This is a genomic window from Modestobacter sp. NPDC049651 (assembly GCF_040659695.1).
Lineage (GTDB): Bacteria > Actinomycetota > Actinomycetes > Mycobacteriales > Geodermatophilaceae > Modestobacter.
In genome coordinates, this window is record NZ_JBFAOG010000005.1 from 101,308 (window position 1) to 127,281 (window position 25,974).

Consider the following 25,974-nt stretch of genomic DNA (forward strand, 5'->3'; position numbering starts at 1 on the left):
GCGGCGTGTGGGCAACCTCTCGTCTGAATCAGTTCAGATGGTGGGTGGGATGACGTTGGCTGGGAGACGGACGCCGCCCGCCCGTCTGCTCCCCCAGCTCCGGAGAACCGCCGATGCCCCGCGCCCTGCTCGCCCTCTCGATCGGTGCCTTCGGCATCGGCACCACCGAGTTCGTGATCATGGGGATGCTCCCCCAGATCGCCGACGACCTCTCCGTGTCGGTCTCCGCCGTCGGGCTGCTGATCAGCGGGTACGCGATCGGGGTGGTGATCGGCGCGCCGACGCTGACCGCGCTGGGCGTGCGCTTCACCCCCCGTCAGACGCTGGTCGGGCTGATGGTGGTGTTCACCGTCGGCAACGCGCTGTCGGCGCTGGCGCCCGGCTACGCCGCCCTGATGGGCGCCCGGATGCTCACCGCGCTGGCGCACGGCTCGTTCTTCGGCGTCGGCGCGGTCGCCGCCCGCCGGCTGGTGCCGGCCCACAAGGCCACCCAGGCGATCTCGCTGATGATGGTCGGGCTGACGCTCGCGAACGTCATCGGCGTGCCGCTGGGCACGTTCGTCGCGCAGCAGCTGAGCTGGCGGTTCGTCTTCGCCGGGGCGGCCGCGATCGGCCTGGTCACCATCGCCGGCCTGCTGGCCTGGATGCCCTCGGTCGCCGGCGAGCCGACCGACCTGCGGTCCGAGCTGTCCGCGTTCCGCCGCCGGCAGGTCTGGCTCACCCTCGGCGTGACGACCGTCGGCTTCGGCGCGCTGTTCAGCGTCTACAGCTACGTCAGCCCGATCCTCACCGACCTGGCCGGCATCCCGGAGAGCTGGGTGACCGTGGTGCTGGCGCTGTTCGGCGTCGGGACAACGATCGGCACGCTGCTCGGTGGCCGGCTCGGCGACCGCCTCGGCTTCCGGTTCGTCGTCCTCAGCCTGCTGGTCACCGCCGGCGTGCTGCTGCTGTTCGCGGTGCTCGCGTCGGTCGCCGTCGCCGCGGTCGCGCTCGTCGTCGTGTTCGGCGTCATCACCTTCGCCGCCGGCCCGGCGGTGCAGAACCGGGCGATCGACGCGGCCCGGGTCCGCGGCGGCAGCCTGGTCTCCGCGGCCAACCAGGGCGCGTTCAACCTGGCCAACGCCCTGGGCGCCGCGCTCGGCGCCGCCACGCTCAGCGCCGGGTGGGGCTACCGGGCGCCGATGCTCGTCGGTGCCGTGCTGGCGGTGCTGGGCGCGGGCCTGGCGGTGCTCGCGCTGCGCAGCGGCCGGGCCGAGACCGACCGGGAGCTGACCGCTGCCGACGTCCGGGCCACGGAGGACGTCACCGCCTGGCAGGAGACGTTCGCCACCGTCGTCCCGCGCTGACCGGTGTGCACCGCCCCCGCGCCGGGGGTAGACATCGATCATGACGACTCCGACAGCTGAGAAGTCCGGGCAGTTCGCGCTCGGCGACCGCACCGTCCACCGCCTCGGCTACGGCGCCATGCAGCTGTCCGGCCCGCACGTGATGGGTCCGCCGGCCGACCGCGAGGCCGCGGTCGCGGTGCTGCGCCGGGCGGTCGAGCTGGGCGTGGACCACATCGACACCAGCGACTACTACGGCCCGCACGTCACCAACGAGATCATCCGCGAGGCCTTGCACCCCTACCCGGAGCACCTCACCCTGGTGACCAAGATCGGTGCCCGCCGGACGCCGGACGGCGAGTGGCCCGAGGCGCTGTCCCGCGACGAGCTGCGCCAGGCGGTGCACGACAACCTCGACCACCTCGGCGTCGACGCCATGGACGTGGTCAACCTGCGCATGCCGGGGTTCGCCGAGCCGGTGCAGCGCTCGCTGGCCGAGCCGATGGAGGCGCTCGCCGAGCTGCAGCAGGAAGGCCTGGTCAAGCACATCGGCGTCTCCAACGTGACGCCGCAGATGCTCGCCGAGGCCCAGTCGATCGCACCGGTGGTCTGCGTGCAGAACCACTACAACCTGGTGCACCGCGCCGACGACCCGCTGGTCGACGCCACCGCGCGGGAGGGCATCGCCTACGTGCCGTTCTTCCCGCTCGGCGGGTTCTCGCCGCTGCAGTCGGCGGCCCTCGAGTCGGTGGCCCGCACCCTGGAGACCACGCCGATGGAGGTGGCGCTGGCCTGGCTGCTGGCCCGCTCCCCCAACATCCTGCTGATCCCCGGCACGAAGTCGGTGCAGCACCTGGAGGAGAACCTGACCGCCGCCTACCGGGTGCTCGGCCCGGTGGAGATGGCGGAGCTGGACCGCATCGGCGGCGACGGCACCCTCGACCCCGACCTCTGAGGCACGAGGCAAAGGAAGCTCTGCACCTGGTTTCGGCGCCGAGACCGGGTGCAGAGCTTCCTTTGCCTGGGATCAGGGGACGGCGCGGATGCGGGCGACGGACAGCGCGCCGAGCACCGTGACCGTCCCCGCCAGGCCGAACAGCACGCCGTAGCCGCCGAGCTCGCTGATGACCAGGCTGGCCAGCAGCGGGGCGAGCGCCTGCGGGGCGACCGCGGCCACGTTCATCACCCCGAGGTCGCCGGCCAGCGTGCGGGCGTCGGGCAGCACCTGGGTGACCAGCGCCTGGTCGACCGAGGTGTACGCGCCGTACCCCGCCCCCAGCAGCACCCCGGCGACCAGCGCGCTCGGCCAGCTGGGCGCCGCGACCAGCACCGCGCAGGCCAGTGCCTGCAGCACCGCGGCGCCCGCGACGAAGACCCGCCGCCGCCCGGTGCGGTCCGACAGCACGCCGCCGCCCCAGGCGGTGAGCACGGTGGCCACCAGGTAGACGACGGTGAGCACCAGCAGCGAGCCCTCCGGGTCGGCCACCCGCAGCCCGTCGGTGAGGAAGTACAGCAGGTAGGTCGTGCCCAGGGCGTTGCCCAGGTTGACCAGCAGCCGCCCGCCGAACGCCCACGCGTAGTCGGGGTGCCGGGTGGGCGCCTCCCACGTCGCCCGGACGGCGGCCGCCAGCGACTGCGGCCGCCCGCCCGGCGCCGGCTGCGGGTCGCGGGCCCGCACCAGCCACGGCAGCGCCACCGCGACCAGCACGACGGCCAGCGCCAGGTACGCGCCGGGCGCGCGGTCGCCGTCGTCGGCCGCGCCCAGGGCGGTGACCACGCCCAGGCCGAGCACGATGCCCAGCGCCTGCGGCCCGTAGACCGCGGCCGAGACGGTGCCCCGCTGCTCCGGCGGCACCTGGTCGGCGATGCTCGCGGTCAGCCCGGCCATCGCCGCGTACATGCCGAGCTGCGCGACCAGCCAGCCGGCCGCCACGGTCGTCCAGCCGCCGGCCGCGCCGGTCGCGAGCAGCCCGGCGACGTAGACCGCCACCCCGCCGGCCACCCACACCCGGCGCCGGCCCAGCGCCGAGCGGGTGCGGTCGCACAGCGCGCCGAACAGCGGGAGGGCGATCAGCGCCGCCACCCCGGCCAGCCCGTTGACCAGGCCGAAGTCGCGCACCTTGTGCAGCGGGTCGACGTCCTCGAGCTGCACCGGCAGCAGGAGCTGGACCGGCGCGAGCTGCGCGGCCCACAGCCCCAGCCAGGCCAGCGCGAACCGGAGCGTCCAGCCGCGGCCGACCGGGGTGACCGGCACCGGGTGGGTCCAGGCGTCGGCGGGCCTCACGTGCGCACCGCGGCGAGCTCGGCGTACCGGTCGACCAGCTCGTCGACCGCGTCCTCCAGCACCGCGCGGGTGGCCGCGGTGTCCCGGTCGACCAGCCAGGTGGTGGTCGCGCCGTCGACGAGCGTGACCAGCCGCCGGGCGAGCTCGGCCGGGGGCCGCCGCCAGCGGGCGCCGGAGAGCTGCGCCGCCACCTCCAGCAGCCGGGCGGCCGCGGCCGCGTACTCCTGGTACTGGCGGGCGGCGACCGGGCGCAGCGCCGGGTCGCGCACCGCGTGCAGGGTGAGCTCGAGCATCAGCTGCTCCAGGCCCGGCTCCCGCTCCAGGTGGTCGAGGTAACCGGCGACGGCCTGGCGCAGGCAGCCGGCCAGGTCGGTGCCCGGGCTCATCGGCGCCCCGGCGGCGCTGAGCTCCGAGCCGACGACCCGGTGCACCAGCTCGCCCAGCAGCTCGTCGCGGGAGGCGAAGGCGTAGTGGAAGCTGGCCAGCGGCATCCCGGCCTCGGCGGCGATCGCCCGGGTGGTGCCGGCGGCCAGCCCGTCCCGGACCATCACCCGCAGCGCCGCCTCGACCAGCGCCGCACGCCGCTCGCGCGCAGCCAGCCGGGGCACGTCAGCGCCGTTCCGGAGCGGGCCCGAGGACCCGGTCCAGGTACGCGTTGCCGAGCACCCCCGCCGGGTCGAGCCGGTCGCGCAGGGCGGTGAACTCGGCGTACCGCGGGTACCGGCCGGCCAGCGCCGCGGCGTCCAGGCCGTGCAGCTTGCCCCAGTGCGGGCGGCCGCCGGCCGCGGTGGCGATCGCCTCGAACGCGGCGAAGTACTCCCCCGGCTCGCTGCGCGCGGGCACGTGCACCGCGACGTAGGCGGTGTCCCGGCCCGCCGCGGTCGACAGCGGGACGTCGTCCGCGGCGGCCACCCGCACCTCCACCGGGAACGGCACCGCCCAGTCGCTCGCCTCGACCGCCCGGTGCAGCTCGGTGAGCACCGCAGGGGCCGCCGCGCGCGGGACGGCGTACTCCATCTCCTGGAACCGCACCCGGCGCCGGGAGACGAACACCCGGTGCGCGACGTCGGTCATCGTCCGCTCGCCCAGCGCCCGCGCCGACACCCCGGCGAGCGGTCGGACCAGCCCGGGGAACCGGCGCCCGGCCGCGACCACGCCGGCGAACGCGCCGTTGCTGAGCACCTCGTCCTCCCACAGCGCCCGCCACCGGGGCAGCGGGGTGAGGCCGTCGGCCAGCGGCACCCGGGTGTTGCGCTTGGTCAGGCAGCGGTCGGTGTGCGGGAACCAGTAGAACTCGACGTGGTCGGTGCCGGTCATGAGCGCGTCGAAGCCCTCGACGAGCTCGGGCAGCCGGGCCCGGCCCTCCTCGGCGCGCAGCCCGAACGCCGGCACGGTCTGCAGCGTCACGGTGCTCAGCACGCCGAGCGCACCCAGGCCGAGCCGGGCGGCGGAGAAGACGTCGGGGTGCTCGGCGGGCGAGCAGCGCAGCACCGACCCGTCGGGCAGCACCAGCTCCAGGGCGCACACCTGGGTGGCCAGCCCGCCGAACGCCGCCCCGGTGCCGTGGGTGCCGGTCGACAGCGCGCCGGCGATCGTCTGCCGGTCGATGTCGCCGAGGTTGGTCAGCGCGCGGCCGCGGGCGGCGAGCTCGGCGTTCAGCCGGTGCAGCGGGGTGCCGGCCCGCACGGTGGCCAGCCCGGCGGCGTCGACGTCCAGCAGGCCGGTGTGCCGGTCCAGCACGAGCTGCACGTCCTCGGGCCGGCCGATGCCGGTGAACGAGTGGCCGCTGCCGATGGGCCGGACCCGTCGCCCCCCGGCCGCGGCGGCCGCGAGGGTGGCGGCGATCTGGTCGGCCCCGGCCGGGTGGGCGACGGTCACGCCGGTCGCCGTCTGGTTGCCGGCCCAGTTGCGCCAGCGGTCGGTGCCGGGCACGGCGCTCCTCTCGCACGGGTGGTGGGAGGCGACCCTGCCGGGACGACGTCCTCGGGTCAAGCGACTGGGACACTTGACCCACTCGTGTTGCCGGGCCAGGCTGCCGGTCCATGACGACCGGCGAGGACGCCGCCCGCGCGCGGCTGGACTCCGCGACCGCCTCCCTCGACCCGCCGCTGGCAGTGGTCGACCTCGACGCGCTCGACGCGAACGCCGCCGACCTGGCGCGCCGGGCGGCCGGCCGGCCGATCCGGGTGGCCAGCAAGTCGGTGCGCAGCCGCGCGGTGCTGCGCCGGGTGCTCGCCCGCGAGGGGTTCGCCGGGGTGCTGGCCTACGCGCTGCCCGAGGCGCTGTGGCTGGCCGGCGGGCCCGACCCGGTGAGCACCGACGTGGTGGTCGGCTACCCGAGCGTCGACCGCGCGGCGCTGCGCCGGCTGGCCGCCGACGAGGAGCTCGCCGCCCGGGTGACGCTGATGGTCGACTCGACCGAGCAGCTCGACGTGCTCGACGCGGTTGCCCCGCCGTCGTCCCGGCCGGTCGTGCGGGTGTGCCTGGACGTCGACGCCTCGCTGCGGCTGGGGCCCGCGCACGTCGGCGTCCGCCGCTCGCCGGTGCACGACCCGGCCGACGCCGGCGCGCTGGCCCGCGCGGTCGCCGCCCGGCCCGGCGTCGCGCTGGTCGGCGTGATGGCCTACGAGGCGCAGATCGCCGGGGTCGGCGACGCCCCGCCCGGCCGCCGGCTGCGGGCGCTGGCGGTGCGCGGGATGCAGGGGGTGTCCGCCCGCGAGCTGGCCGCCCGGCGGGCCGCCGCGGTGACCGCGGTGCGCGAGGTCGCCGACCTGGAGTTCGTCAACGGCGGCGGCACCGGCAGCCTGGAGCGCACCGCCCGCGAGGGCGCCGTCACCGAGCTCGCCGCCGGGTCGGGGCTGTACTCCCCCTGGCTGTTCGACGCCTACCGCGCCTTCCGCGGCCGGCCGGCGGCGCTGTTCGCGCTGCCGGTGACCCGCCGGCCCGCGCCCGGGCTGGTCACCGTGGCCGGCGGCGGCTGGATCGCCTCGGGTCCGCCGGGCGCCGACCGGGTGCCGCTGCCCGTGCACCCGGCGGGGCTGCGGCTGCTGCCGAGCGAGGGGGCCGGTGAGGTGCAGACCCCGCTGCGCGGACCCGGCACGGCCGGCCTGCGCGTCGGTGACCGGGTGTGGTTCCGGCACGCGAAGGCCGGGGAGCTCTGCGAACGGGTCGACGAGCTGCACGTGGTCAGCGGCGACGCCGTCGTCGACGCCTGGCCCACCTACCGCGGCGAGGCCCGCACCTTCGGCTGACGCGGCCGGGCCCGGACTGGCATCGTGGCGCCGTGCCGAGGGTCCGGCTGGTGCCGTTCGACGTCGCACTGCTCCCGGTGGTGCTGCCCTGGTTCGACCACCCGGACGTGCAGCGCCGGCTGGGTGGCCGCGCCTGGCCGGAGCGGGAGTTCGCGATGCGCGCCGCAGCCCGCGACGACGAGGAGTTCCGCGGCCGGCGGGTGCTCCGCGCGCACACCTGGGTGGTGCTCGACGGGGACGACCGCCCGGTCGCGCAGATCGGCGGCGACGTCTACGACCGCTACACCACCTGGGACGCCGCCACGGGCACGGTGACCGCGGTGGACCCGCGGCGCAGCATGGGCGCGGCCTACGTGGTCGACCCGGCGCGCTGGGGTCAGGGCTACGGCCGGGCGGCGCTGCGCTGCTGGACCAGCGCGCCGGAGGTCGCCGACGTCGAGCTGTTCGTGCTGGGCATCGAGCCGGACAACCTGGCGAGCCTCCGGGCCGCGGCCGCCGCGGGCTTCACCCCGCGCAGCACCGAGCCCGACGCCGAGGACATGGTCTACCTGCAGCTGACCCGCCCCTGAGCCCAGGCGTCAGCGGGTGCGCTGGACGCGGGACTCGTCGAACACCGGCTCGGGCGCCTCGTACACCCGCCCGTCCGCGCCGAACACCACGAACCGGTCGAAGGTGCGGGCGAACCAGCGGTCGTGGGTGACGGCCAGCACCGTTCCGTCGAACGCCCCGAGCGCCTCCTCCAGCGACTCGGCGGAGAGCACGTCGAGGTTGTCCGTGGGCTCGTCGAGCAGCAGCAGCGTCGCGCCGGAGAGCTCCAGCAGCAGCACCTGGAACCGGGCCTGCTGGCCGCCGGACAGCGACCGGAACAGCTGGTCTCCCTGCTCGGCCAGCCCGTAGCGGCGCAGCGAGGCCATCGCCCGGCCGCGGTCGACGCCCGGCCGCCCCGGCTCGCCGTGCCACAGCAGGTCGACCAGCGTGCGGTCGAGCCACTCGGGGTGCGCGTGGGTCTGGGCGAAGAACCCGGGGACGACGCGCGCCCCGAGCCGCCACTGCCCGGTGTGCGCGACGTCCTGGCCGGCGAGCAGCCGCAGGAAGTGCGACTTGCCGGCCCCGTTCGCGCCGAGCACCGCGACCCGGTCGCCGTAGTCGACCTCGAGGTCGAACGGCTGCATCAGCCCGGTGAGCTCGAGCTGCTCGGCGACGAGCACCCGGACGCCGGTGCGCCCGCCGCGCAGCCGCATGGTCACCGACTGCTCCGCGGGGGGCTCGGGGGGCGCCCCGGCCGCCTCGAACTTGGCCAGCCGGGTCTGCATCGCGTGGTAGGTCGACGTCATCGCCGGGGAGTTCTTGGCCTGCTGCTGCAGGGTGCGGACCAGCTCGACGAGCCGCTCGTGCTCCTCGTCCCAGCGCTTGCGCAGCTCCGCCATCCGCGCGTGCCGGGCGGTGCGGGCCGCGGGGTAGCCGGCCCAGTCCCCGCCGTGCACCCAGGTCGAGCCGCCCTCGACGGTGACCACCCGGTCGGCGACCCGGGACAGCAGCTCGCGGTCGTGGCTGACGAACAGCACGGTCTTGCGGGTCTCCCGCAGCCGCTCCTCCAGCCACCGCTTGCCCGGGACGTCGAGGTAGTTGTCCGGCTCGTCCAGCAGCAGCACCTGGTCCGGGCCGCGCAGCAGGCACTCCAGCGCCAGCCGCTTCTGCTCCCCGCCCGACAGCGTGTCCAGCTCCCGGTACTTGCACCGTTCATAAGGCACGCCGAGCGCCGCGACGGTGACGGTGTCCCAGGTGACCTCGACGTCGTAGCCGCCGACGTCGCCCCACTGGGCGAGCGCGGTGGCGTAGGCCATCTGGGTGGGCTCGTCGTCGTCCTCCATCATCGCCAGCTCGGCCGCCTCGACGGCGTCCCAGGCGGCCCGGACGGCGGGCGGGGCGAGGTCGACGAGGAACCGCTGGACGGTCGTGTCGTCGCGCACCGAGCCGATGAACTGGCGCATGACGCCCAGGCCGCCGACCAGCGCCACGGACCCGGCCTCCGGCGTCAGGTCACCGCTGATGATGCGCAGCAGGGTGGTCTTCCCGGCGCCGTTCTCCCCGACCAGCGCGGCGCGGGCGCCCTCACCGACCCGGAAGGAGACCTCGTCCAGCAGCACCCGGCCGTCGGGGAGCGTGTGCCGCACCCCGGAGACGTCGACGTAACCCACCCGCCCATCCTCGCGGACCGGGGCAAGCCGGTTCCGGTCAGCCCGCGGCGTCCAGCCGGTGCCGGGCCAGCCGCTCGACCATCTCCGGCAGCGCCGTCTCCGGCACGCCGCTGAGCTGCCCGCGGGCGGTGCGCACCACGGACACGAGCGTGAGCGTCCCGACGCGACGGCGGTACTCCGGCGCCAGCCGGGCCACGGCGGAGGTCACGGCGGGGTCGGCGGGCACGGTCAGCGGGGCGAGCGGCATGAGCTGTCCTCTGGTCGAGGGGTGGATCGCGCTCCAGCGTGGCCCAGCCCCCCGGCCGGCGTCCAGGGACTTCCGCCCCTGGACGGTGCCGGTCAGACGAAGGACAGCAGCACCGACGCCGCGCCCAGCACCATGAGCAGCACGACCACGCCGGCGACGAGCCGCTGACGGTCCCGGTCCATCATCGGGCGACCGTACTGGCCCGGGGCCGGGCCCGCGACAGGCCCGTTCCGTCGGTGCCGGCTGGCAGGCTCCCGGCATGACGTCGGAGTTGCCGCTGCTGCGGCTGGCCGCCCAGCGGCTGATCGGTCCCCCGCTGACCGGGCCGGTGGACGCCGTCCGCTGGCTCACCTGCGTGCAGGGGCAGGACCTGCCCGGCGCGCTGCTGTCGGTGGCGCTGCGGTCGGGCGGCACCCGCGCCGACGTCACCGCGGCGATGGACGCCGGCACCGTCGTCCGGTCGTGGCCGATGCGCGGCACCCTGCACCTCACCGCCGCCGAGGACCTGCCGTGGCTGCTCGACCTGCTCACCGAGCGGGCGGTGCGCGGCGTGGAGAGGCGCCGTGCGGTCGTCGGGCTGACCGAGGCCGACCTGGAGCAGGCCCGCGAGGTGGCGGTGGCGGCGCTGTCCGGCGGCGGCCGGCTGTCCCGCGCCGAGCTGCTGACGACGCTGCTCGACGCCGGCGTGCGGGCCGACGGCCAGCGCGGCTACCACGTGCTCTGGTGGCTCTCCCAGACCGGCACGCTGGTGCTGGGCCCCACCCGCGACGGCGACCAGCTGTTCGTGCTGCTCGACGAGTGGGTGCCCGCGCCCCGGCGGCTGGACCGGGAGGAGGCGCTGGCCGAGCTGGTGCTGCGCTACTTCCGCGGCCACGGCCCGGCCACCGTCAAGGACCTGGTGCGCTGGGCCGGCATCACCGTGGCCGACGTGAAGGCCGGGCTCGCGCACGTCCGCGACCAGCTCGAGCCGCTGGTCGTCGACGGCACCGAGCACCTGATGGACCCGGGCACGCCGGCGCTGCTGGCCGCGGCGCGCGAGCAGGCGGACGACGTCCTGCTGCTGCCCGGCTTCGACGAGCTGGTGCTGGGCTACGCCGACCGCAGCTGCACGGTGCCGGCCGAGTTCGCCGACCGCATCGTGCCCGGCGGCAACGGCATGTTCCGGGCGACGGTCGTGCACCGCGGGCAGGCCGTGGCGGTCTGGCGGGCCGGGCGCACCAAGGCCCGGGCCATCGAGGTCGAGCCGTTCGACGAGCTGCCCGCCGGCGTCGCCGAGGCGGTCACCGCACGGCACGCGGCCCTCCCCTGACGTTCCCCCGGCCGTTGACGGGGGCAAGGACCGGGCCATGGAGTACACCCGCCTGGGAAACACCGGCCTCGAGGTCTCACGCATCTGCCTCGGGATGATGAGCTTCGGCGACGCCTCGCGCGGCGGCCACCCGTGGGCGCTGCCCGAGGAGGAGAGCCGCACCCTGATCAAGAAGGCGCTCGAGTCCGGCATCACCTTCTTCGACACCGCGAACGTCTACTCGGCCGGTTCCAGCGAGGAGATCACCGGCCGCGCGCTCGCCGACTTCGCCCAGCGCGAGAACGTCGTCCTGGCCACCAAGGTGCACGGCCGGATGCGGCCGGGCCCCAACGGCGCCGGGCTGTCCCGCAAGGCGGTCGTCGCCGAGCTCGACGCGTCGCTGCGCCGGCTGGGCACCGACTACGTCGACCTGTACCAGATCCACCGCTGGGACCCGCACACGCCGATCGAGGAGACCCTCGAGGCGCTGGACGCGTGCGTCCGCTCGGGCAAGGTGCGCTACCTGGGTGCCTCGAGCATGTGGGCCTGGCAGTTCAGCAAGGCGCTGCACCTGGCCGGCGAGCACGGCTGGCACCGCTTCGTGTCGATGCAGGACCACTACAACCTGCTCAACCGCGAGGAGGAGCGGGAGATGCTGCCGCTCTGCGCCGACCAGGGCATCGGGGTCATCCCGTGGAGCCCGCTGGCCCGCGGCCGGCTGACCCGCGACTGGGACACCGCCACCGCCCGCTCGGAGACCGACGAGTTCGGCAGCCGGCTCTACAACGACGAGGACCGGGTGATCGTCGAGCGGGTGGCCGAGGTCGCCGACGCGCGCGGGGTGGCGCGCGCGCAGGTCGCGCTGGCCTGGGTGCTGAGCAAGCCGGTGGTCACCGCGCCGATCGTCGGGGTGACCAAGGAGCACCACCTGGACGACGCGGTCGCCGCGGTCGGCCTCACCCTGACGCCGGAGGAGATCGCCCGGCTCGAGGAGCCGTACACGCCGCACGGGGTGGTCGGCTTCCAGTGAGCACGGTCGGCCTGCCCGCGACCTCAGGCGGGCAGGCCGACCAGCCGCGCGGACAGCTCCCACAGCTCCCGGGCGCGGACGTCGTCCCGGGCCGTGGGCGCCACCGGGGTCCGGTGCCGGTCCCGGTGGTGCCCGCCGGTGCGCCAGCCGTCGTCCGCGGTGGCGAGCCAGACCAGGGTGTCGGCGGCCTGCCCCGGGGTGCGGGCGAACGCGATCAGCGGCGAGCGGAACGCCAGCCCGATCAGCCCGCCGGAGCGGCCGAACGAGGTGGCCACCGCGCCGGGGTCGAAGCTCGTGGCGGTGACGTCCGGCGCCCAGCGGCGGGCAAGCTCACGGGTGAACAGCACGTTCGCCCACTTGGCGGTGCAGTAGGCGCGCAGCCCCGGTGCGATCCCGGGGTCGGCCGCGGCGGCGAGCCCGCCGCGACGCGGCCCGCCGCCCCAGTGCGCGAACGACGAGGTGGTCACCACCCGGCCGCCGACCGCCCGCAGCGGCTCCTCGAGCAGCCGGGTGAGCAGGTACGGCGCGAGGTGGTCGACCTGGAAGGTGCGCTCCACCCCGTCGCCGGTCAGCCGGCGGGGCCCGCCGAACGAGGCGCCGGCGTTGTTCGCGAGCACGTCGATGCGCGGGTACCGGTCCCGCAGGTCGGCGGCCAGCCGGCGGACGTCGTCCAGCCGCCCGAAGTCGGCGACGCAGCCGGGCACGCCGAGCTCGCCGGCGACGGCGGCGGTCTTCTCCGCCGACCGGCCGACGACGACCACCTGCGCGCCGGCGCGGTGCAGCCGGCGGGCGGCCGCCGCCCCGATGCCGTCACTGGCACCGGTCACGACGACGACCGGCCCGCCGGAGGTGCTCAGTTCTTCGGCTCGACGAGGAAGAGCGGGATCTTCCGCTCGGTGCGCTGCTGGTAGTCGGCGTAGTCGCGGTAGGCGGCGACGGCGCGCTCCCACCACTGCGCGTACTCGTCGCCGTCGATCTCGCGGGCGACGCCGTCGATGACCGTCTCGCCGTCCTGGACCGTCACCTGGTCGGGGTGGGCCTTGAGGTTGTGGTACCAGGTCGGGTGCTTCGGGCCGCCGCCCACCGAGGCGACCATGGCGTAGACGCCGTCGTGCTCGACCTTCATCAACGGGTTCTTGCGCAGCTTGCCGCTCTTGGCCCCGCGGGTGGTGAAGACGACCACCGGCTCGGTCCGGTTCGGCAGCGTGTTCGCCTCCCGACCACCGGTGCGCTCGTACACCTCCACCTGGTCGCGGACCCACTTCTCCGGACTGGGCTCGTACTCACCTTCCAAGGGCATGCCCCGACCCTAGGACGACGGCCCCCGCGCCGCTGACGCGCGTCGGCGCACGAGCCTGCCCGGCGCCACGCCGGGTCCCGGGTGCGGCAGCATCCCCGACGTGCCCCCGCGCCGCCCCGCTCCTCCTGAGCTCGCCGACCCGCCGCCCACCTCCCCCGCCGCGGCGGCGACCTCCCCCGCGGCGGCCGTCTGGACGGCCGCCGCGCCGGGGTACCGCCGGTTCGAGCGCACCGTCCGCACCGGGTCGGGGCCGGCGCACTGGGCCGCGGTGTCGGCGGCCGTCCTGGAGTGGGGCGTGAAGACCCGCAGCGGGTTCACCGTCGAGCCGGCGCCCGGCGGTGGCAGCCGGGTGCGCCAGGGCGGCCGCTGGTGGCTGCGCGCCGCCGTCGGTCCGGTGACCGTGCGCGAGCCGGTCGAGGTGGTCGCCGTGGTCGAGCGGCCGGACCGGGCCGGCTTCGCCTACGGCACGCTGGCCGGCCACCCGGTGTCCGGGGAGGAGGCGTTCATCGTCTCCCGCACCCCGGACGACGACCTGCTCCTGACCCTCCGCTCGCTCACCGCGCCGGGGCACGGGCTGTGGCGCCCCGCCTTCCCGGCGCTGCTGGTGGCCCAGCGCGCCTACCGGCGCCGGTACGAGCGGGCACTGACCGGTCTGGGCTGACGCTGGTGCTCTGCTGCCCGGCAGGCAGCGGAGCACCAGCGTCCGGTCAGTTGATGCAGCTGGTGTCCTGCGCGGTGCGCGGGGTGGCCTGGTCGCCGCCGCCGGCGTCCGGAACCGGGGCCTGCGGGGTGACCGCCTTGCCGATGCCGTTGTAGTCGGCGCCGATCACCAGCTGCACGGTGCCCGCGGCGACCGAGTCGTCGACGGCCAGGGCCGCACCCGGCACCTGCCCGGCGACCGCGTTGGCCGCGGCCTCGTCGCCGGAGTGGTACCGGACCGTCGTCGTCGCCGTCCGGTCCGCGTTGCCGCCGCTCGCGGCCTCGAAGCCGGCCCCGGCCAGCGCGGACGCGGCCGACTTGGCCGCCCCGGCGATCGACGAGCCGTTGGCCACCTGGACCGACACGTCGGCGGGGTCGGCGGTCTTCGGCGCGGCCTGCGACGAGGGCGCCGCCGGCTGCTGCTCGGGCTTCTCGTCCGCGGTGAGCCCCGCGAAGAACGAGGTGAGCACGCTCTTCGACGGCGGCTGGAGGATCTCGGCGCCGTCGACCCGCTGCGGCGTCAGCCCGGGGATGGTCTGGAAGGTGATGTCGCCGGGTTGCACGTTCTGCATCTGCGCGGCGAGGTCGAACACGTCGAGGTCGCGGTCGAAGGTGACGCTGCTGCCGACCTGCTCGACGATCTGCTTCTGCTTGGACAGGTTGAGCAGCACGTGCGAGGACAGCACGTTGCGCAGCATCCCGGCGATGTAGACCTGCTGCCGGACGACGCGGTCGAGGTCACCGTTCTTGAGCTCGTGCCGCTGCCGGACGAAGGCCAGCGCGTCCTTGCCGGTGATGGTCTGCACGCCGGCCGGGAAGTCGGCGCCGGAGAGCGGGTCCTTCGTGGCCTGGCACAGGTTCACCTGGACGCCGCCGACGATCTGGCTCAGGTTGATGAAGCCCAGCAGGTTGACCTCGGCGAAGTGGTCGATCTGCAACCCGGACAGCTGGCTGACCGTGCGGATGAGCAGCTGCGCGCCGGCGGCGTCCCGCTGGGCGTCGCTGCCGTCGGTGCCGTTGTAGCCGATGGCGTAGGCGGAGTTGATGCGGCCCTTGCCGTGCCCGGGGATGGCGACGTACGTGTCGCGCGGGAAGGACACGAACGACGCCGCGGACCCGTCGGCCGGGATGTGCACCAGGATCATCGTGTCGGTGTTGAGCACGCCGTCCGGGTCACCGGTGCTGAACTCGGCCTGCTGCTCGGCGGTCAGCCCCTTGCGGGAGTCCATGCCGACGAGCAGGAGGTTCATCTCCTGACCGGCGTGGTCCTTGCCGTTGACGTCGGTGTTGCCGTCGGCCGGGATGGCGTCGGTGCGGCTGACGCTCGCCTGCGCGACCCGGGCCAGGTACCAGCCCCAACCGCTGCCGGCCAGCAGCAGCACGCTCAGCAGCCCGCCGACGAGCCGGGCGATCACGGCCGGGCTGCGGCGGTGCCGTGTCGTCCGCCGCTCGCCGCCGTCGCGCGGCGCCCCGGCGGAGCGCGGCGAGCCGCGGCCCACGCGCGGGTCGAGCCGGCCGGGCAGGGGCGGGCGGTCCCGGGGGTCGGTCACCGGCGCACCGCCGCCGGCCGCGGGGTGCCGGTGCGCTCGGTGTCGGGGCCTGCGGCCGGACGCGTCGGTTCCACGGGGACGACGATCCCATCCCACCCTGGCAGTCGGCGAGGAACCCGGCCGTCGAGCTGTCGAGCTGTCGCGATCTCCGACCTCTGCCAGAGTTGTCCGGTGAGGTACAACGAGGGCGCCGATCTCGACACGTCGGACGTGCAGGACCTGCGCGGCAGTGGCGGCGGGGGCTTCGGCGGCGGCCGGGGCATCGCCGTCGGCGGCGGCGGGCTCGGCCTGGTCGGCGTGATCGTGCTGGTCCTGTTCCAGGTGCTCGGCGGTGGGGGTGGCTCCGGCTCCGGGGCGGGTGCGGGGTCGAACGTGGCCGGCTTCCCCGGCATCGAGAGCGGCGGGCAGGCCGACAACAGCCAGCTCGAGCAGCAGTGCCGGACCGGCCGCGACGCCAACGACGACGTGCAGTGCGCCGTCGTCGCCGACATCAACTCGATCCAGGACTACTGGGCCGGGGTCCTGGGCTCGCGGTACCAGCGCGTCGACACGAACTTCTTCGCCGGCCAGGTGCAGACCGGGTGCGGTGCCGCCGACAGCGGGGTCGGGCCGTTCTACTGCCCGGCGGACCAGCGGGTCTACATCGACCTGAGCTTCTACGACGAGCTCACCAACCGGTTCGGTGCGGAAGGAGGCCTGTTCGTCGACGCCTACGTGCTCGCGCACGAGTACGGCCACCACGTGCAGAACCTGCTCGGCACCAACAGCCGCGTGCAGCCCGGCGACAGCGGCCCGACCAGCGGGAGCGTGCGGCTCGAGCTGCAGGCCGACTGCTACGCGGGCACCTGGGCCAACCACGCGGAGACCGTTCCCGACGAGTCCGGGCAGCCGCTGATCGCCGACATCAACGACGACGACATCAACCGGGCCCTGGACGCCGCCGGCCGGATCGGCGACGACTTCATCCAGGAGAACCTGGGCAGCGGCCGTGCCGACCCGGGGTCGTACACCCACGGCACGTCGGAGCAGCGGCAGAAGTGGTTCCGCACCGGCTACACGACCGGCGACCCCCGGCAGTGCGACACGTTCGCGACCAGCGACCTCGGCTGACGCGCTGGCGCAGGCTCCCGCGCACGGGGCCGTGGTCGATCAAGCGCAGCACATGCCGGCAGTGACGTGGCAAGCGTCACGGCACCGAGGGCGGCCTACGTCGCGCCCCCGCCTGTCCCTGAGCGGCCCACTATGAGACAGGTCAAGGCGCGGTGGCGATGGACACCGGCCCGGTGACCTATCGTCTCCGCGGGTGACCGACGTGAGCGGCCTGATCGCAACGCTGGAGCACTACCTCGGTGGGGTTCTACGCACCGCCGAAGACCGTCGACGGGCATACGACCTCGCTGTGGCGAACGTCCACGCTCCGGTGCAACGCGCCCTGGAAGACGTCGGGTCAGTCACCGTGTCGACTGATGAGGACATCGGCGACATTTCGTGCATCTACGAGGTCGATGGGCCTGGCCCCGAGGCTGCGATGGTCTTCATCTCGACGGTGTTGCCTTACGCGGCGGTGATCCTCACCCACACGCGCCGATACAGCCGGTTCGGGTCGATGAAGGAGGTGGGGTGGCCGGCGTCCGTCGTTTCATGCTTGACGGAGCGCGGCTTTCTGGTCCTCCCCGACGAGGCGTGTCGGGCGAAACGACCGAATCCTCGTTGGCCAGACGGGCCGATACCCTCTTACTTCGAGGACTTGTTCGAGGACGAGTTCGGCCCGCCGGAAGACTGGTTCTGGGTGGGTGACCCCGAGCTCGCGGACGAGTTGGGCGAGCGTCCCTAAAGCCGCCATCAGGGACAACGACAGCCCGCTGGCCGCGGTCTGCAGAGCGCGGGGGCTGCAAGGGCGCGGATGCCACACCTGTCGCCTGCCCCTGCGGGGGCGCTCAGTACCGCGGCGAGCCCAAGGCGCGAAGGCACGGCCGAGCCGGGGATGGGCTGGCACGTGCGTCAGTTGATGAGCGGGCCGATGAGGATCTCGGTGCCGTCGGGCCGGTAGGTGTGCCATCGGCCGTCCGGTTGTCGTTCGACCCGGAATCCGTGGTGCACCTTGGTGTGGTGCCGTTCGCACAGCAACGCTGAGTTCTTGAGTGATGTCTCGCCGCCGTTGATCCAGTGGACCAGGTGGTGGACGTCGGCCCACCAGTGCGGCGCCCCGCACCCGGCGAACACGCAGTTCTTGTCTCTCGCGACGACTGCTCTTCGCAGTCCCGCCGGGACGATGCGGTGTTTGCGCCCGTAGTCCAACGGGGTGCCGTCGGGCCCCATGACCACCCGGGAGACCACCGCATCGCAGGCCAGCCATCGGGCCCGCGCGGCGGAGATCTGTGCTCCGAACCCCATGGTTGCGGTCTGCGCGCCGGTTGCCGGGTCGATCAAGTCCTCCAGCTGCACCTGGACCACGACGTGCGGCTTCTCGCTGCGCAGGATCGGCAGCTGACCGGCGGCGAGCTGGTTGTCGGCGATCTGTACCAACGCATCCGCCTGCTGCTGCGCCCGGGTACGGGTGTCCCCCCTGGGCCGGTCGGCCTGCACCTGCGACTCCAGCGCGGCTTGCACCTTCTCGCTGGCCACCGCGTCGAGGTCCCACCGGCCAGTGGTCGACCCATCGGCGTGCTTGACGATCCGCAATGACCGCACCTCGGTCGGATCCGGCTCCGGCCCGTCCGGGTCCAGCGCCGCGGCGAACGCCTGCACCGCGAGCTTCATCGCGTCGTGCGAGGACTCGCGCGCCACCCGCGCCCAGGCCTCGTCGAACCCGGCCAGGTCGATGCCCTGCTCGGCGGCGGCAGCGATCTCCTCCGGGCCCACCGCGTCGGCGATCACGTCCACCTGCGCCGCGGTGATCGACCCGTCCGCGAACCCCGCTGCGACCAGCGGGAAGTGCGGCAACGTGCGACCAGCCCGCATCAGCTTCGACGCGTCGTTGGCCGACACCCGCTGGTGCCCGATCAGCCACGACCGCATCGACTTCAGCCCGTCCCGCTCCGGCGCCTGGATGCACTCGGCATGCCGGACCCGGCGGGCGATCTGCGCGTCCAACCGGTTCCGCGCCGTGATCAGTTCCGCCACCGAATCCAGCGTCTCGGCGTCCGCCATGCCCTCGACGTCCTCAGCCACGAGCTCGTCGAGAGCCGACTGCAATCCGCTCACGACACCTCCCGAAGCCTTCGAACGTGTGTACGAAGTCTAACGAAAGACGGGACACCTCACCAGGCGAATCCCCAGGTCAAAGGCCAATTGGTCGGCCGTGGTCGTTGGCGGAGGATTTCTGAGGCGGCCACGGGTGGAGTGGGCAGTTGCGGGCGGGAAGCAGTTACGGCCCGGCCGGGTTGGCCGTGACCATGACGACCATCGGACTCATCGGCGCGGGCAACATCGGCACCGCCATCGCCCGCACCGCGCTCACCGCCGGCTACGACGTGGTGATCAGCAACAGCCGCGGCCCGGAGACCCTGCAGGAGAAGGTCGCCGAGCTGGCCGGTCCGGACGGCGCACCCGGCTCGGTCCGTGCGGCCACCGCAGAGGAGGCGGCCGCGGCGGCCGACCTCGCCGTCGTCACCATCCCGCTGAAGGCGGTCGACCAGGTGCCGGTCGAGCCGCTCGCCGGCAAGGTCGTGATCGACACGAACAACTACTACCCGCAGCGCGACGGCCAGATCGCCGAGCTGGACGACGAGAGCACCACCACCGCCGAGCTCCTGCAGCGCCACCTGCCCACCTCCAAGGTGGTCAAGGCGTTCAACCACATCGGCGCCCAGGACATCGTCGACGAGGGCACCCCGGCCGGCACCCCGCAGCGGCGGGCGCTGGCGATCGCCGGGGACGACTCTGACGCCCGGGCGCAGGTGGCCGGCTTCATCGACCAGATCGGCTTCGACGTGGTCGACCTCGGCCCGCTCGCCGAGGGCTGGCGGATCCAGCGCGACACCCCGGGCTACGGCACCCCGGACGACGCCGAGCAGCTGCGCGCCCACACCGCCGCGGCGAAGCGCTACCGCGACATGTGACCGGTCGGCCCGGGCCGGCAGCTCGCCGGCCCGGGCACCGGCTCAGCCGACCGGCGCCGCCGCGTCGTCGGCCTCGATCTGCGCGTTCCACTCCCGCTTGCCGGCCTGCCACCCGTCCTCGGTGTCCCCACGCCGCCAGTAGCCGGAGATCGAGGTGAACTCCGGGGTCAGCCCGCGCACCGCGCGCAGGTGGCGCCGCAGGTCGCGCACGAACACCGCCTCACCGTGCACGAACAGGTGCCCCTGCCCACCGGGCAGCGTCGCGGCGGTGACGGCCTCGACCAGCGCCTCGCCCGGCGGCCGGCCGTTCCGGTGCACCCACACCAGCTCCGCGGACGCCGGCAGCTGCAGGTCGGACTGCTCCTCCGACCGGTCGGCCACCTCGACGACGACCAGCGCGGGCACGCCGTCCGGCAGCCGCGGGAGCGACGCCGCGATCGCCGGCAGTGCGCTCTCGTCGCCCACCAGCAGGTGCCACTCGGCGTCCGGGTGCGGCGCGTAGGCACCGCCGGGGCCCATCAGCTGGATCCGGTCGCCGGGCTGCGCGGCCGCTGCCCACGGCCCGGCCAGTCCCTCGTCGCCGTGGTACACGAAGTCGACGGTCAGCTCACCGGCGTCGGCGTCCCACTCCCGCACGGTGTAGGTCCGGGTGACCGGCCAGAGCTCGGGCCCGTGCTCCTCGCGCACCTGCTCGACGTCGTAGGGGACGGCGTACGGAGCTCCGGCCGGCGGGAACAGCAGCTTCACGTAGTGGTCGGTGAACTCCCCCGCGGCGAACCCGGTCAGCCCCTCACCACCGAGCACGACCCGGATCATGTGCGGCGTCACCCGCGAGGTGCGCACCACCTCGCCGACCCGGGGGGCCCGCTTGCGCCGCGGCCGCTCGCCCGTCGCGCTGGTCATGCGTCCTCCTCCACGAAGGCAAGGGTTGCCTTACTCGCGCGAAGGCTACGCCTGCGTCCCGGGGAAGATCCGGAACTCTCCGTTTACGCCGTAACTGACAGCGGGTAGTTGCTGCACCAGCGGACGGCGTTCCACCCAGACCCGGTGGAACTCCCCCGAGCGTGAGCGACCTGGGCACCACCGCGTGCCCCACTGCCGCCCCCCACACCGGTCTCCACCAACGGCCGACCTCGGCCGGCGATGGGTCGTACCCACCGTGCGGGCGGGGGTCGCCTGGGGCACGGATGCCCTGAACAGCTGCACCTGCACACCCCGACGCACGAAGGAGAGGAAACGATGACCCACTCCATCGACACCCCGACCCAGTCGCCACCGACCTCCGGCGCCACTGCTGGCACCACGGGCACCCCGTCGACCACCGACGTGGCGAAGGACGAGGCCCGCAACGTCGGCCAGACCGCCGCCCAGGCCGGGAGCCAGGTGGCCTCCACCGCCGCCGACCAGGCCAAGCAGGTCACCACCGAGACCAAGCGGCAGGCCCAGGACCTGGTGGCCCAGGGCCGCAGCCAGCTCCAGGAGCAGGCGCGCACCGGCCAGCAGAGGGCCGGCCAGGGCCTCAGCGAGATCGCCCAGCAGCTGCGCACCATGGTCGAGGGCGGCGGCCAGACGCCGTCCGGCCCGGCCGCCGACCTGGTCCGCCAGGCCGGTGACAAGGTCGAGCAGGTCGCCGGCTGGCTGCAGAACCGCGAGCCCGGTGACCTGGTGAACGAGGTGCGCGCCTACGCCCGCCGCCGCCCGGGCATGTTCCTGCTCGGCGCCGCCGTCGCCGGTGTCGTCGCCGGCCGGCTGACCGGTGGGGTGGTGTCCGCGCACAAGGACAGCAACTCCAGCGGTGGCACCACCCCGGCCGTCCCGCGGCACGCCGCCGAGACCGCCTACCCGGCCACCGGGTACGACGCCGGCACCAACTACGCCACCGAGGTCCCGACCGCGGGCTACGCCGGCGGCACGACGGGCTACGCCACGACCGGCTCCGCCGGCACGGTGCCCCCGCCGCCGTACGGCACCGTGCCGCCCGAGGGCACCCCGGTGCCCCCGGCCACGACGACCGGCTGGGACGACCCGGCGCGCACCACCGGGGAGGGCCGGCTGTGACGTCCCCGCAGAGCGGGGCGACCAGCGCGACCTCCGCCGGTGCCGGGTACACCACCCAGACCGGCGGCACCGGCTACGCCCCGCCACCGTCGCCGGAGGAGTACGCGTACGCGCACAACACGGCCGAGCCGCTGGGTGAGCACGCGATGACCGACGAGGGCCACCCGGACGTCGAGGGCACCTCGGTCGGGCAGCTGATCGGCCAGGTCACCACCGACCTGTCGACCCTCATGCGCCAGGAGCTCGAGCTGGCCAAGGCCGAGGTCCGGGCCGAGGCGAACAAGGCGACGACCGAGATCAAGGCGCAGACCGGCAAGGCCGGCAAGGGCGCCGGGATGCTCGGCGGGGCCGGGTTCGGCGGCTACATGGTGGCGCTGTTCCTCAGCCTGGCCCTGATGTGGGCGCTGGCCAGCGCCATCCCCACGGGCTGGGCAGCGCTGATCGTGGCCGCAGTCTGGGCCGTCGTCGCCGCGGTGCTGTTCGTGATGGGCCGCAAGCAGCTCAAGGCCGTGGACTTCTCGCGGCTGAAGCAGGTCAACCCCAAGCCGGAGCAGACCGTGGAGACCCTCCAGCAGGTCCCCGGCGCCCTGAAGCCCAACTGACCGGAACGGAGAACCGACATGACCAGCAGTGACCCGGACGTGATCCGGCAGCAGATCGAGGACACCCGCAGCAACCTCAGCTACGACGTCGACGCGCTCAACGAGAAGGTCAACCCCACGCGGGTCGTCGACCGTCGCGTCGGCGCGGCGAAGAGCCGGGTGTCCGGGCTCAAGGACCGGGTGTTCGGCTCTGCCCACGACCACGGGCAGCACGTCGGCGGCATGGCCTCCTCGGCCGGCGGCAGCATCCAGGGCGCGGCCTCCTCGGCGTCCGACAGCGTGCAGTCGGCGGCGTCCACCGCAGCGGGTGCCGTCCAGCAGACGCCGGACCTGATCCAGCGGCAGACCCAGGGCAACCCGCTCGCCGCAGGCCTCATCGCCTTCGGTGTGGGCTGGCTCGTCTCCTCCCTGCTGCCCACCAGCGAGAAGGAGAAGCAGCTCGCCTCGCAGGCCGAGTCGGCCTTCCAGGAGCACAAGCAGCCGCTGGTCGACCAGGCGAAGAACGTCGCCCAGGAGATCGGCGACAACCTGAAGCCGGTCGCCCAGGACGCCGTCCAGTCGGTCAAGGAGACCGCGCAGGAGGGTGTCCAGACGGTCAAGGCGGAGGGCCAGTCGGCCGCTCAGGACGTCCAGGGTCAGGCCCAGGACTCCCGCTCCACCGTCCAGGAGCACGCCTCCAGCTGATTCCCCCGCACGACCCCGACGGCCCCGGTGCACCTCGCACCGGGGCCGTCGGCGCGTCCGCGTCCCCTTCTCGGGTGAGCGCGGACGGCGCACCTCTCCAGCGCACCGGCGTCCGCGCCGTTGACCGACCCGACGGACTCCGTCCCGCTCCCGGGACGGCGCCGACGAGGAACGGGAGACCGCGCCGTGGACGCACCCACCCGCGTGCTGGTGGCCGACGACGAGGAGGACATCCGCGTCCTGGTCGGCCTGGCCGTGCGCAAGGCCGGGTGCACCGTTGTCGCGAGCGTGGCCGACGGCGCGCAGGCGCTGGCCGCGGCCCGCGCCGAGCTGCCCGACCTGGTCGTCCTCGACGTCTCGATGCCGGGGCTCAGCGGCCTCGAGGTGTGCGGCGCGCTGCGCGGCGACCCCACCACCGCCGGCTGCCGGGTGCTCCTGCTCTCGGCCGGGGCCTCCCCCGACGACGTCGCCCGCGGGCTCACCGCCGGCGCCGACGCCTACCTGCCCAAGCCGTTCACCGTCGCCGGACTGGTCGGCCAGGTGCGCGAGCTGGCCGGGGCACAGCGGTGACCGCCCCCCTCTCCTCCGCACCAGGACGGCGGACCGGCGGCCGGGCGGTGCCCGCGGCGCTCGCCGGGGTGGCCCTGGCCGGGGTCGCCGTGCTCGCCGCCCGGCCGGGGACGCCGGTGCTCGCGGTCGCGGCAGTCGTCGTGCTGGCCACGGTCGCCGAGCTGGCCCGCCGGCTGCACGCGCAGCTGACCACCGTCGGTGACCTGGTCACCCAGGGCCGGTCGACCGCCGAGGAGCTCGAGGTCGCCACCCGGATGATGCGCGCCCGCGCGCAGACGATGACCAGCGTCATCGACGCGGTCACCGAGCAGTCGATCATCGGCACCGACCGCGACGGGCTCGTCCGGGTGTGGAACCCCGGTGCCGAGCGGATGCTGGGCCTCCCCCGAGCCGACGTCGTCCGGCTGCGCAACATCGTCGAGTTCCACGACCCCGAGGAGCTCCCGCCCGCCGACGGCCCGGCCGCCGCCCGCTTCGCCACGCTGGTGCACGACGCCGAGGAGCACGGCAGCGACGTCCGCGACTGGACCTACCTGACCGCCGACGGCCGGCAGCTGACGGTCTCGGTGGCGATCACCCCGCGCACCGACGACGACGGCGAGCAGGCCGGCTGGAACTTCGTCGGCACCGACATGACCGAGGTGCGGGCCACCGAACGGCTCAAGGACCAGTTCGTCAGCCTCATCTCGCACGAGCTGCGCACCCCGCTCAGCTCGATCCTCGGCTACCTCGAGCTGGTGCTGGACGACGACGAGCAGCCGCTCACCGACGAGCAGCGGCAGTACCTCACCACCGTCGAGCGCAACGCCCAGCGGCTGCTCCGGCTGGTCGGCGACCTGCTGTTCACCGCGCAGGTGGACGCCGGGAAGTTCACCTTCCAGTCCGCCGACGTCGACCTGGCCGCCGTCGTGCGCGCCGCGGAGGAGACCGCCCGCGTCACCGCCGCGGCCCGGGGCGTGACGGTCGCCGTCGAGGTGCCCGACGGCGGGCTCGTGGTGCGCGGCGACGCGCTCCGGCTCGGCCAGGCCTGCGACAACCTGGTCTCCAACGCCGTGAAGTTCACCCCGGACGGCGGCTCGGTCGCCCTGCGGCTGCGCCCCGGCCGGCGCGACGAGTCCGGCGCCGTGCACGAGGACGACGGGCCGGGCACCCCGGTCGCGCTGCTCTCGGTCGCCGACACCGGCATCGGCATCCCGGCCGGCGAGCAGGGCCGGCTGTTCACCAGCTTCTTCCGGGCCTCGACCGCGCGGCGCAACGCCGTCCCCGGGGTGGGCCTGGGCCTGACCATCACCAAGGCGATCACCACCGCGCACGGCGGCACGCTGGACGTCACCAGCGCCGAGGGCCGCGGCACCACGTTCACCCTCGCGCTGCCCCGGTAGCTCCCCCGCGCACGCCCGCCCGCGTCTTGCGCCTTTCTTGCGGATCGCTGGCGGGTGGCCTGCGGATGCACCTCCACAGTCGTCGTTGTCGCCGGAACACCCCGGCGGACACCGACCAGGAGGAGATCCGCGATGACCGCCACGACCGGCTCGAAGACCCGCACGACCCGCAAGATCGTCGGCTCGCTGGGCATCCTCGGTGCCGCGGCCGCCGTCGCCGGCCTGGGCACCTTCGGCACCTTCACCGACAGCACCACGCCGGTGGACGCCACGGTCGCCACCGGCACGCTGAGCATCGACCTCAACGCCGCCAACAGCACCGCCTCGCTGCCGCTGTCGGCCGCCGGCTTCGTCCCCGGCGACACGGTCAGCCGCACCTACGACCTCGCCAACACCGGCAACCTCGCGTTCAGCGGCATCACGCTGGACACCGCGGCGACGAAGTCGAGCGTGCTGGACACCGACCGCACCAACGGCCTCCAGCTGAAGGTGCAGTCCTGCGCCAGCGCCTGGACCGAGACCAAGACCGCGACCGGCGCGACCTACGCCTGCTCCACCGCGCCCGCCTCCGTCTTCGCCGGCCCCGCCGTCGGCTTCTCCCAGCTCGGGCAGCTCGCGAGCCTCGCGCCCGGTGGCACGGACCACCTGCTGTTCAGCCTCTCGCTGCCGACCTCCGCGGACAACAACTTCCAGGACAAGAGCAGCACGCTGCGCCTGACCTTCAGCGGCACGCAGGCCGCCGGCACCGCGCGCTGACCCTGCTCCGCCCGCCCACCCGCAGCTGACCCGGAGGACCCGCCATGACCACCGCCCTGCTGGCCCCGCACGCCGTCGCGACCGCACGCCGCCTCCGGAGCTCCGCCTCCCCCGCGGTCTCCGGCCGGCGGGTGGCCGCCTGGGTGGGCCGCTGGTCGGTCCGGGCCCTGGTCGTCGGCGCGCTCGCGCTGTTCGCCCTGGTGGCGGTCGGTCCGCACGTCCTGCACTACCGCACGCTGACCATGCTCACCGGCAGCATGACCGGCACGATCGACGTCGGTGACGTCGCGGTCGTGACGCCCCTGCCGGTCGCCGACGTCCAGCCCGGCATGGTCATCAGCTACCACATCCCCGTCGACGACCACCGGCTCGTCACCCACCGCGTGGTCACCGTCGAGCACGGTGACGCCGGCACGGTGACGGTCGAGACCAAGGGCGACGCGAACGAGTCCGCCGACCCGTGGAAGGCCACCCTGCGCGGCGACACCGCATGGCAGGTGCGCGGCGTCGTCCCGCACGTCGGCACCGCGATCCAGTGGCTGCGCGCCCCGGTGGTCAGCCAGACCCTGGTCTACGGCGTCCCGGTCCTGCTCGCCGGCTGGCTGCTGCTGTCGATCTGGCGCCCCGCGGCCGACGAGACCGACGAGACCCCCGCCGACGCCGAGGTGACCCGGTGAGCGCCCTCCCCC

Annotated in this window: 27 protein-coding genes; 17 read left to right on the plus strand and 10 right to left on the minus strand. The window is 74.5% G+C overall.

Annotation, left to right across the window (positions count from 1 at the left end; all coding sequences use genetic code 11):
* The first annotated feature begins 113 nt into the window (after positions 1-113).
* Together AB0J00_RS09485 and AB0J00_RS09490 are read left to right on the plus strand one after the other, a co-directional pair.
* Positions 114-1,346: an MFS transporter gene (locus AB0J00_RS09485; RefSeq protein WP_357743431.1), complete on the plus strand. Its 1,233-nt coding sequence runs from the start codon at positions 114-116 to the stop codon at positions 1,344-1,346.
* 40 nt (positions 1,347-1,386) lie between these two features.
* Complete coding sequence (locus tag AB0J00_RS09490; RefSeq protein ID WP_357743433.1) at positions 1,387-2,280, plus strand: oxidoreductase; 894 nt, start codon at positions 1,387-1,389, stop codon at positions 2,278-2,280.
* 72 nt (positions 2,281-2,352) lie between these two features.
* Here the strand turns inward: AB0J00_RS09490 and AB0J00_RS09495 are convergent, their stop codons facing one another.
* From AB0J00_RS09495 to AB0J00_RS09505, 3 genes are read right to left on the minus strand one after another with little or no spacing between them, the layout of a single operon-like run.
* Positions 2,353-3,609, minus strand: coding sequence for an MFS transporter (locus AB0J00_RS09495; protein ID WP_357743435.1), 1,257 nt, complete (start codon positions 3,607-3,609; stop codon positions 2,353-2,355).
* Complete coding sequence (locus AB0J00_RS09500) at positions 3,606-4,217, minus strand: TetR family transcriptional regulator C-terminal domain-containing protein (protein WP_357743437.1); 612 nt, start codon at positions 4,215-4,217, stop codon at positions 3,606-3,608. The genes AB0J00_RS09495 and AB0J00_RS09500 overlap by 4 nt, the downstream gene beginning before the upstream one ends.
* A gap of 1 nt (position 4,218) precedes the next feature.
* Complete coding sequence (locus AB0J00_RS09505; protein WP_357743439.1) at positions 4,219-5,541, minus strand: D-arabinono-1,4-lactone oxidase; 1,323 nt, start codon at positions 5,539-5,541, stop codon at positions 4,219-4,221.
* A gap of 110 nt (positions 5,542-5,651) precedes the next feature.
* On the opposite strand from AB0J00_RS09505, the gene AB0J00_RS09510 reads away from it, so the two are divergent.
* Together AB0J00_RS09510 and AB0J00_RS09515 are read left to right on the plus strand one after the other, a co-directional pair.
* Complete coding sequence (locus AB0J00_RS09510; RefSeq protein WP_357743441.1) at positions 5,652-6,860, plus strand: alanine racemase; 1,209 nt, start codon at positions 5,652-5,654, stop codon at positions 6,858-6,860.
* Positions 6,861-6,892: 32 nt separating this feature from the next.
* Positions 6,893-7,429, plus strand: coding sequence for a GNAT family N-acetyltransferase (locus AB0J00_RS09515; RefSeq protein ID WP_357743442.1), 537 nt, complete (start codon positions 6,893-6,895; stop codon positions 7,427-7,429).
* A gap of 9 nt (positions 7,430-7,438) precedes the next feature.
* Here AB0J00_RS09515 and AB0J00_RS09520 read toward each other — a convergent pair whose 3' ends face one another.
* Both AB0J00_RS09520 and AB0J00_RS09525 read right to left on the minus strand, forming a co-directional pair.
* The gene (locus AB0J00_RS09520) at positions 7,439-9,058 is read right to left on the minus strand and encodes an ABC-F family ATP-binding cassette domain-containing protein (RefSeq protein WP_357743443.1); all 1,620 of its coding nucleotides are present in this window, start codon (positions 9,056-9,058) and stop codon (positions 7,439-7,441) included.
* 37 nt (positions 9,059-9,095) lie between these two features.
* Positions 9,096-9,305, minus strand: a complete 210-nt coding sequence (locus AB0J00_RS09525) for a hypothetical protein (protein ID WP_357743445.1) — start codon at positions 9,303-9,305, stop codon at positions 9,096-9,098.
* A gap of 259 nt (positions 9,306-9,564) precedes the next feature.
* Here AB0J00_RS09525 and AB0J00_RS09530 point away from each other — a divergent pair, with 259 nt between their 5' ends.
* Together AB0J00_RS09530 and AB0J00_RS09535 are read left to right on the plus strand one after the other, a co-directional pair.
* Positions 9,565-10,614, plus strand: coding sequence for a winged helix DNA-binding domain-containing protein (locus AB0J00_RS09530; protein WP_357743447.1), 1,050 nt, complete (start codon positions 9,565-9,567; stop codon positions 10,612-10,614).
* Between the two features lie 37 nt (positions 10,615-10,651).
* Positions 10,652-11,623 (plus strand): aldo/keto reductase, encoded by a 972-nt coding sequence (locus tag AB0J00_RS09535; RefSeq protein WP_357743449.1) that lies wholly within the window; start codon positions 10,652-10,654, stop codon positions 11,621-11,623.
* 23 nt (positions 11,624-11,646) lie between these two features.
* On the opposite strand, the gene AB0J00_RS09540 is transcribed toward AB0J00_RS09535, so the two are convergent.
* A complete protein-coding gene (locus AB0J00_RS09540; protein ID WP_357743450.1) occupies positions 11,647-12,450 on the minus strand; it encodes an SDR family NAD(P)-dependent oxidoreductase in 804 nt (267 codons plus the stop codon).
* Between the two features lie 26 nt (positions 12,451-12,476).
* On the minus strand, positions 12,477-12,923 hold the full coding sequence (locus tag AB0J00_RS09545) for a nitroreductase family deazaflavin-dependent oxidoreductase (protein ID WP_357743452.1): 447 nt from the start codon (positions 12,921-12,923) through the stop codon (positions 12,477-12,479).
* A gap of 100 nt (positions 12,924-13,023) precedes the next feature.
* On the opposite strand from AB0J00_RS09545, the gene AB0J00_RS09550 reads away from it, so the two are divergent.
* Positions 13,024-13,584 (plus strand): DUF1990 family protein, encoded by a 561-nt coding sequence (locus AB0J00_RS09550; RefSeq protein WP_357743454.1) that lies wholly within the window; start codon positions 13,024-13,026, stop codon positions 13,582-13,584.
* A gap of 46 nt (positions 13,585-13,630) precedes the next feature.
* On the opposite strand, the gene AB0J00_RS09555 is transcribed toward AB0J00_RS09550, so the two are convergent.
* A complete protein-coding gene (locus AB0J00_RS09555; protein ID WP_357743456.1) occupies positions 13,631-15,172 on the minus strand; it encodes an LCP family protein in 1,542 nt (513 codons plus the stop codon).
* Positions 15,173-15,343: 171 nt separating this feature from the next.
* Between AB0J00_RS09555 and AB0J00_RS09560 the strand changes: the two genes are divergently transcribed.
* Complete coding sequence (locus tag AB0J00_RS09560) at positions 15,344-16,282, plus strand: neutral zinc metallopeptidase (RefSeq protein WP_357743458.1); 939 nt, start codon at positions 15,344-15,346, stop codon at positions 16,280-16,282.
* Positions 16,283-16,475: 193 nt separating this feature from the next.
* Entirely contained in the window at positions 16,476-17,006 is a 531-nt protein-coding gene (locus AB0J00_RS09565; protein WP_357743459.1) for a hypothetical protein, read from the plus strand.
* Between the two features lie 167 nt (positions 17,007-17,173).
* On the opposite strand, the gene AB0J00_RS09570 is transcribed toward AB0J00_RS09565, so the two are convergent.
* A complete protein-coding gene (locus tag AB0J00_RS09570) occupies positions 17,174-18,376 on the minus strand; it encodes a DUF222 domain-containing protein (RefSeq protein ID WP_357743461.1) in 1,203 nt (400 codons plus the stop codon).
* 179 nt (positions 18,377-18,555) lie between these two features.
* Between AB0J00_RS09570 and AB0J00_RS09575 the strand changes: the two genes are divergently transcribed.
* On the plus strand, positions 18,556-19,233 hold the full coding sequence (locus tag AB0J00_RS09575) for an NAD(P)-binding domain-containing protein (RefSeq protein ID WP_357743463.1): 678 nt from the start codon (positions 18,556-18,558) through the stop codon (positions 19,231-19,233).
* 42 nt (positions 19,234-19,275) lie between these two features.
* Here AB0J00_RS09575 and AB0J00_RS09580 read toward each other — a convergent pair whose 3' ends face one another.
* On the minus strand, positions 19,276-20,136 hold the full coding sequence (locus AB0J00_RS09580) for a siderophore-interacting protein (RefSeq protein ID WP_357743465.1): 861 nt from the start codon (positions 20,134-20,136) through the stop codon (positions 19,276-19,278).
* A 336-nt stretch (positions 20,137-20,472) separates the two neighbouring features.
* On the opposite strand from AB0J00_RS09580, the gene AB0J00_RS09585 reads away from it, so the two are divergent.
* From AB0J00_RS09585 to AB0J00_RS09615, 7 genes are all read left to right on the plus strand, one after another.
* Positions 20,473-21,291, plus strand: a complete 819-nt coding sequence (locus AB0J00_RS09585; protein WP_357743467.1) for a hypothetical protein — start codon at positions 20,473-20,475, stop codon at positions 21,289-21,291.
* On the plus strand, positions 21,288-21,893 hold the full coding sequence (locus AB0J00_RS09590; RefSeq protein ID WP_357743468.1) for a phage holin family protein: 606 nt from the start codon (positions 21,288-21,290) through the stop codon (positions 21,891-21,893). Before AB0J00_RS09585 ends, AB0J00_RS09590 begins: the two co-directional genes overlap by 4 nt.
* 18 nt (positions 21,894-21,911) lie before the next feature.
* Positions 21,912-22,577: a DUF3618 domain-containing protein gene (locus AB0J00_RS09595; protein WP_357743470.1), complete on the plus strand. Its 666-nt coding sequence runs from the start codon at positions 21,912-21,914 to the stop codon at positions 22,575-22,577.
* Positions 22,578-22,763: 186 nt separating this feature from the next.
* On the plus strand, positions 22,764-23,147 hold the full coding sequence (locus AB0J00_RS09600; RefSeq protein WP_357743472.1) for a response regulator: 384 nt from the start codon (positions 22,764-22,766) through the stop codon (positions 23,145-23,147).
* Complete coding sequence (locus AB0J00_RS09605) at positions 23,144-24,529, plus strand: ATP-binding protein (RefSeq protein WP_357743474.1); 1,386 nt, start codon at positions 23,144-23,146, stop codon at positions 24,527-24,529. The genes AB0J00_RS09600 and AB0J00_RS09605 overlap by 4 nt, the downstream gene beginning before the upstream one ends.
* A 132-nt stretch (positions 24,530-24,661) precedes the next feature.
* Positions 24,662-25,285: a TasA family protein gene (locus AB0J00_RS09610; RefSeq protein WP_357743475.1), complete on the plus strand. Its 624-nt coding sequence runs from the start codon at positions 24,662-24,664 to the stop codon at positions 25,283-25,285.
* A gap of 44 nt (positions 25,286-25,329) precedes the next feature.
* A complete protein-coding gene (locus AB0J00_RS09615) occupies positions 25,330-25,962 on the plus strand; it encodes a signal peptidase I (protein ID WP_357743477.1) in 633 nt (210 codons plus the stop codon).
* The last annotated feature ends 12 nt before the right edge of the window (positions 25,963-25,974 follow it).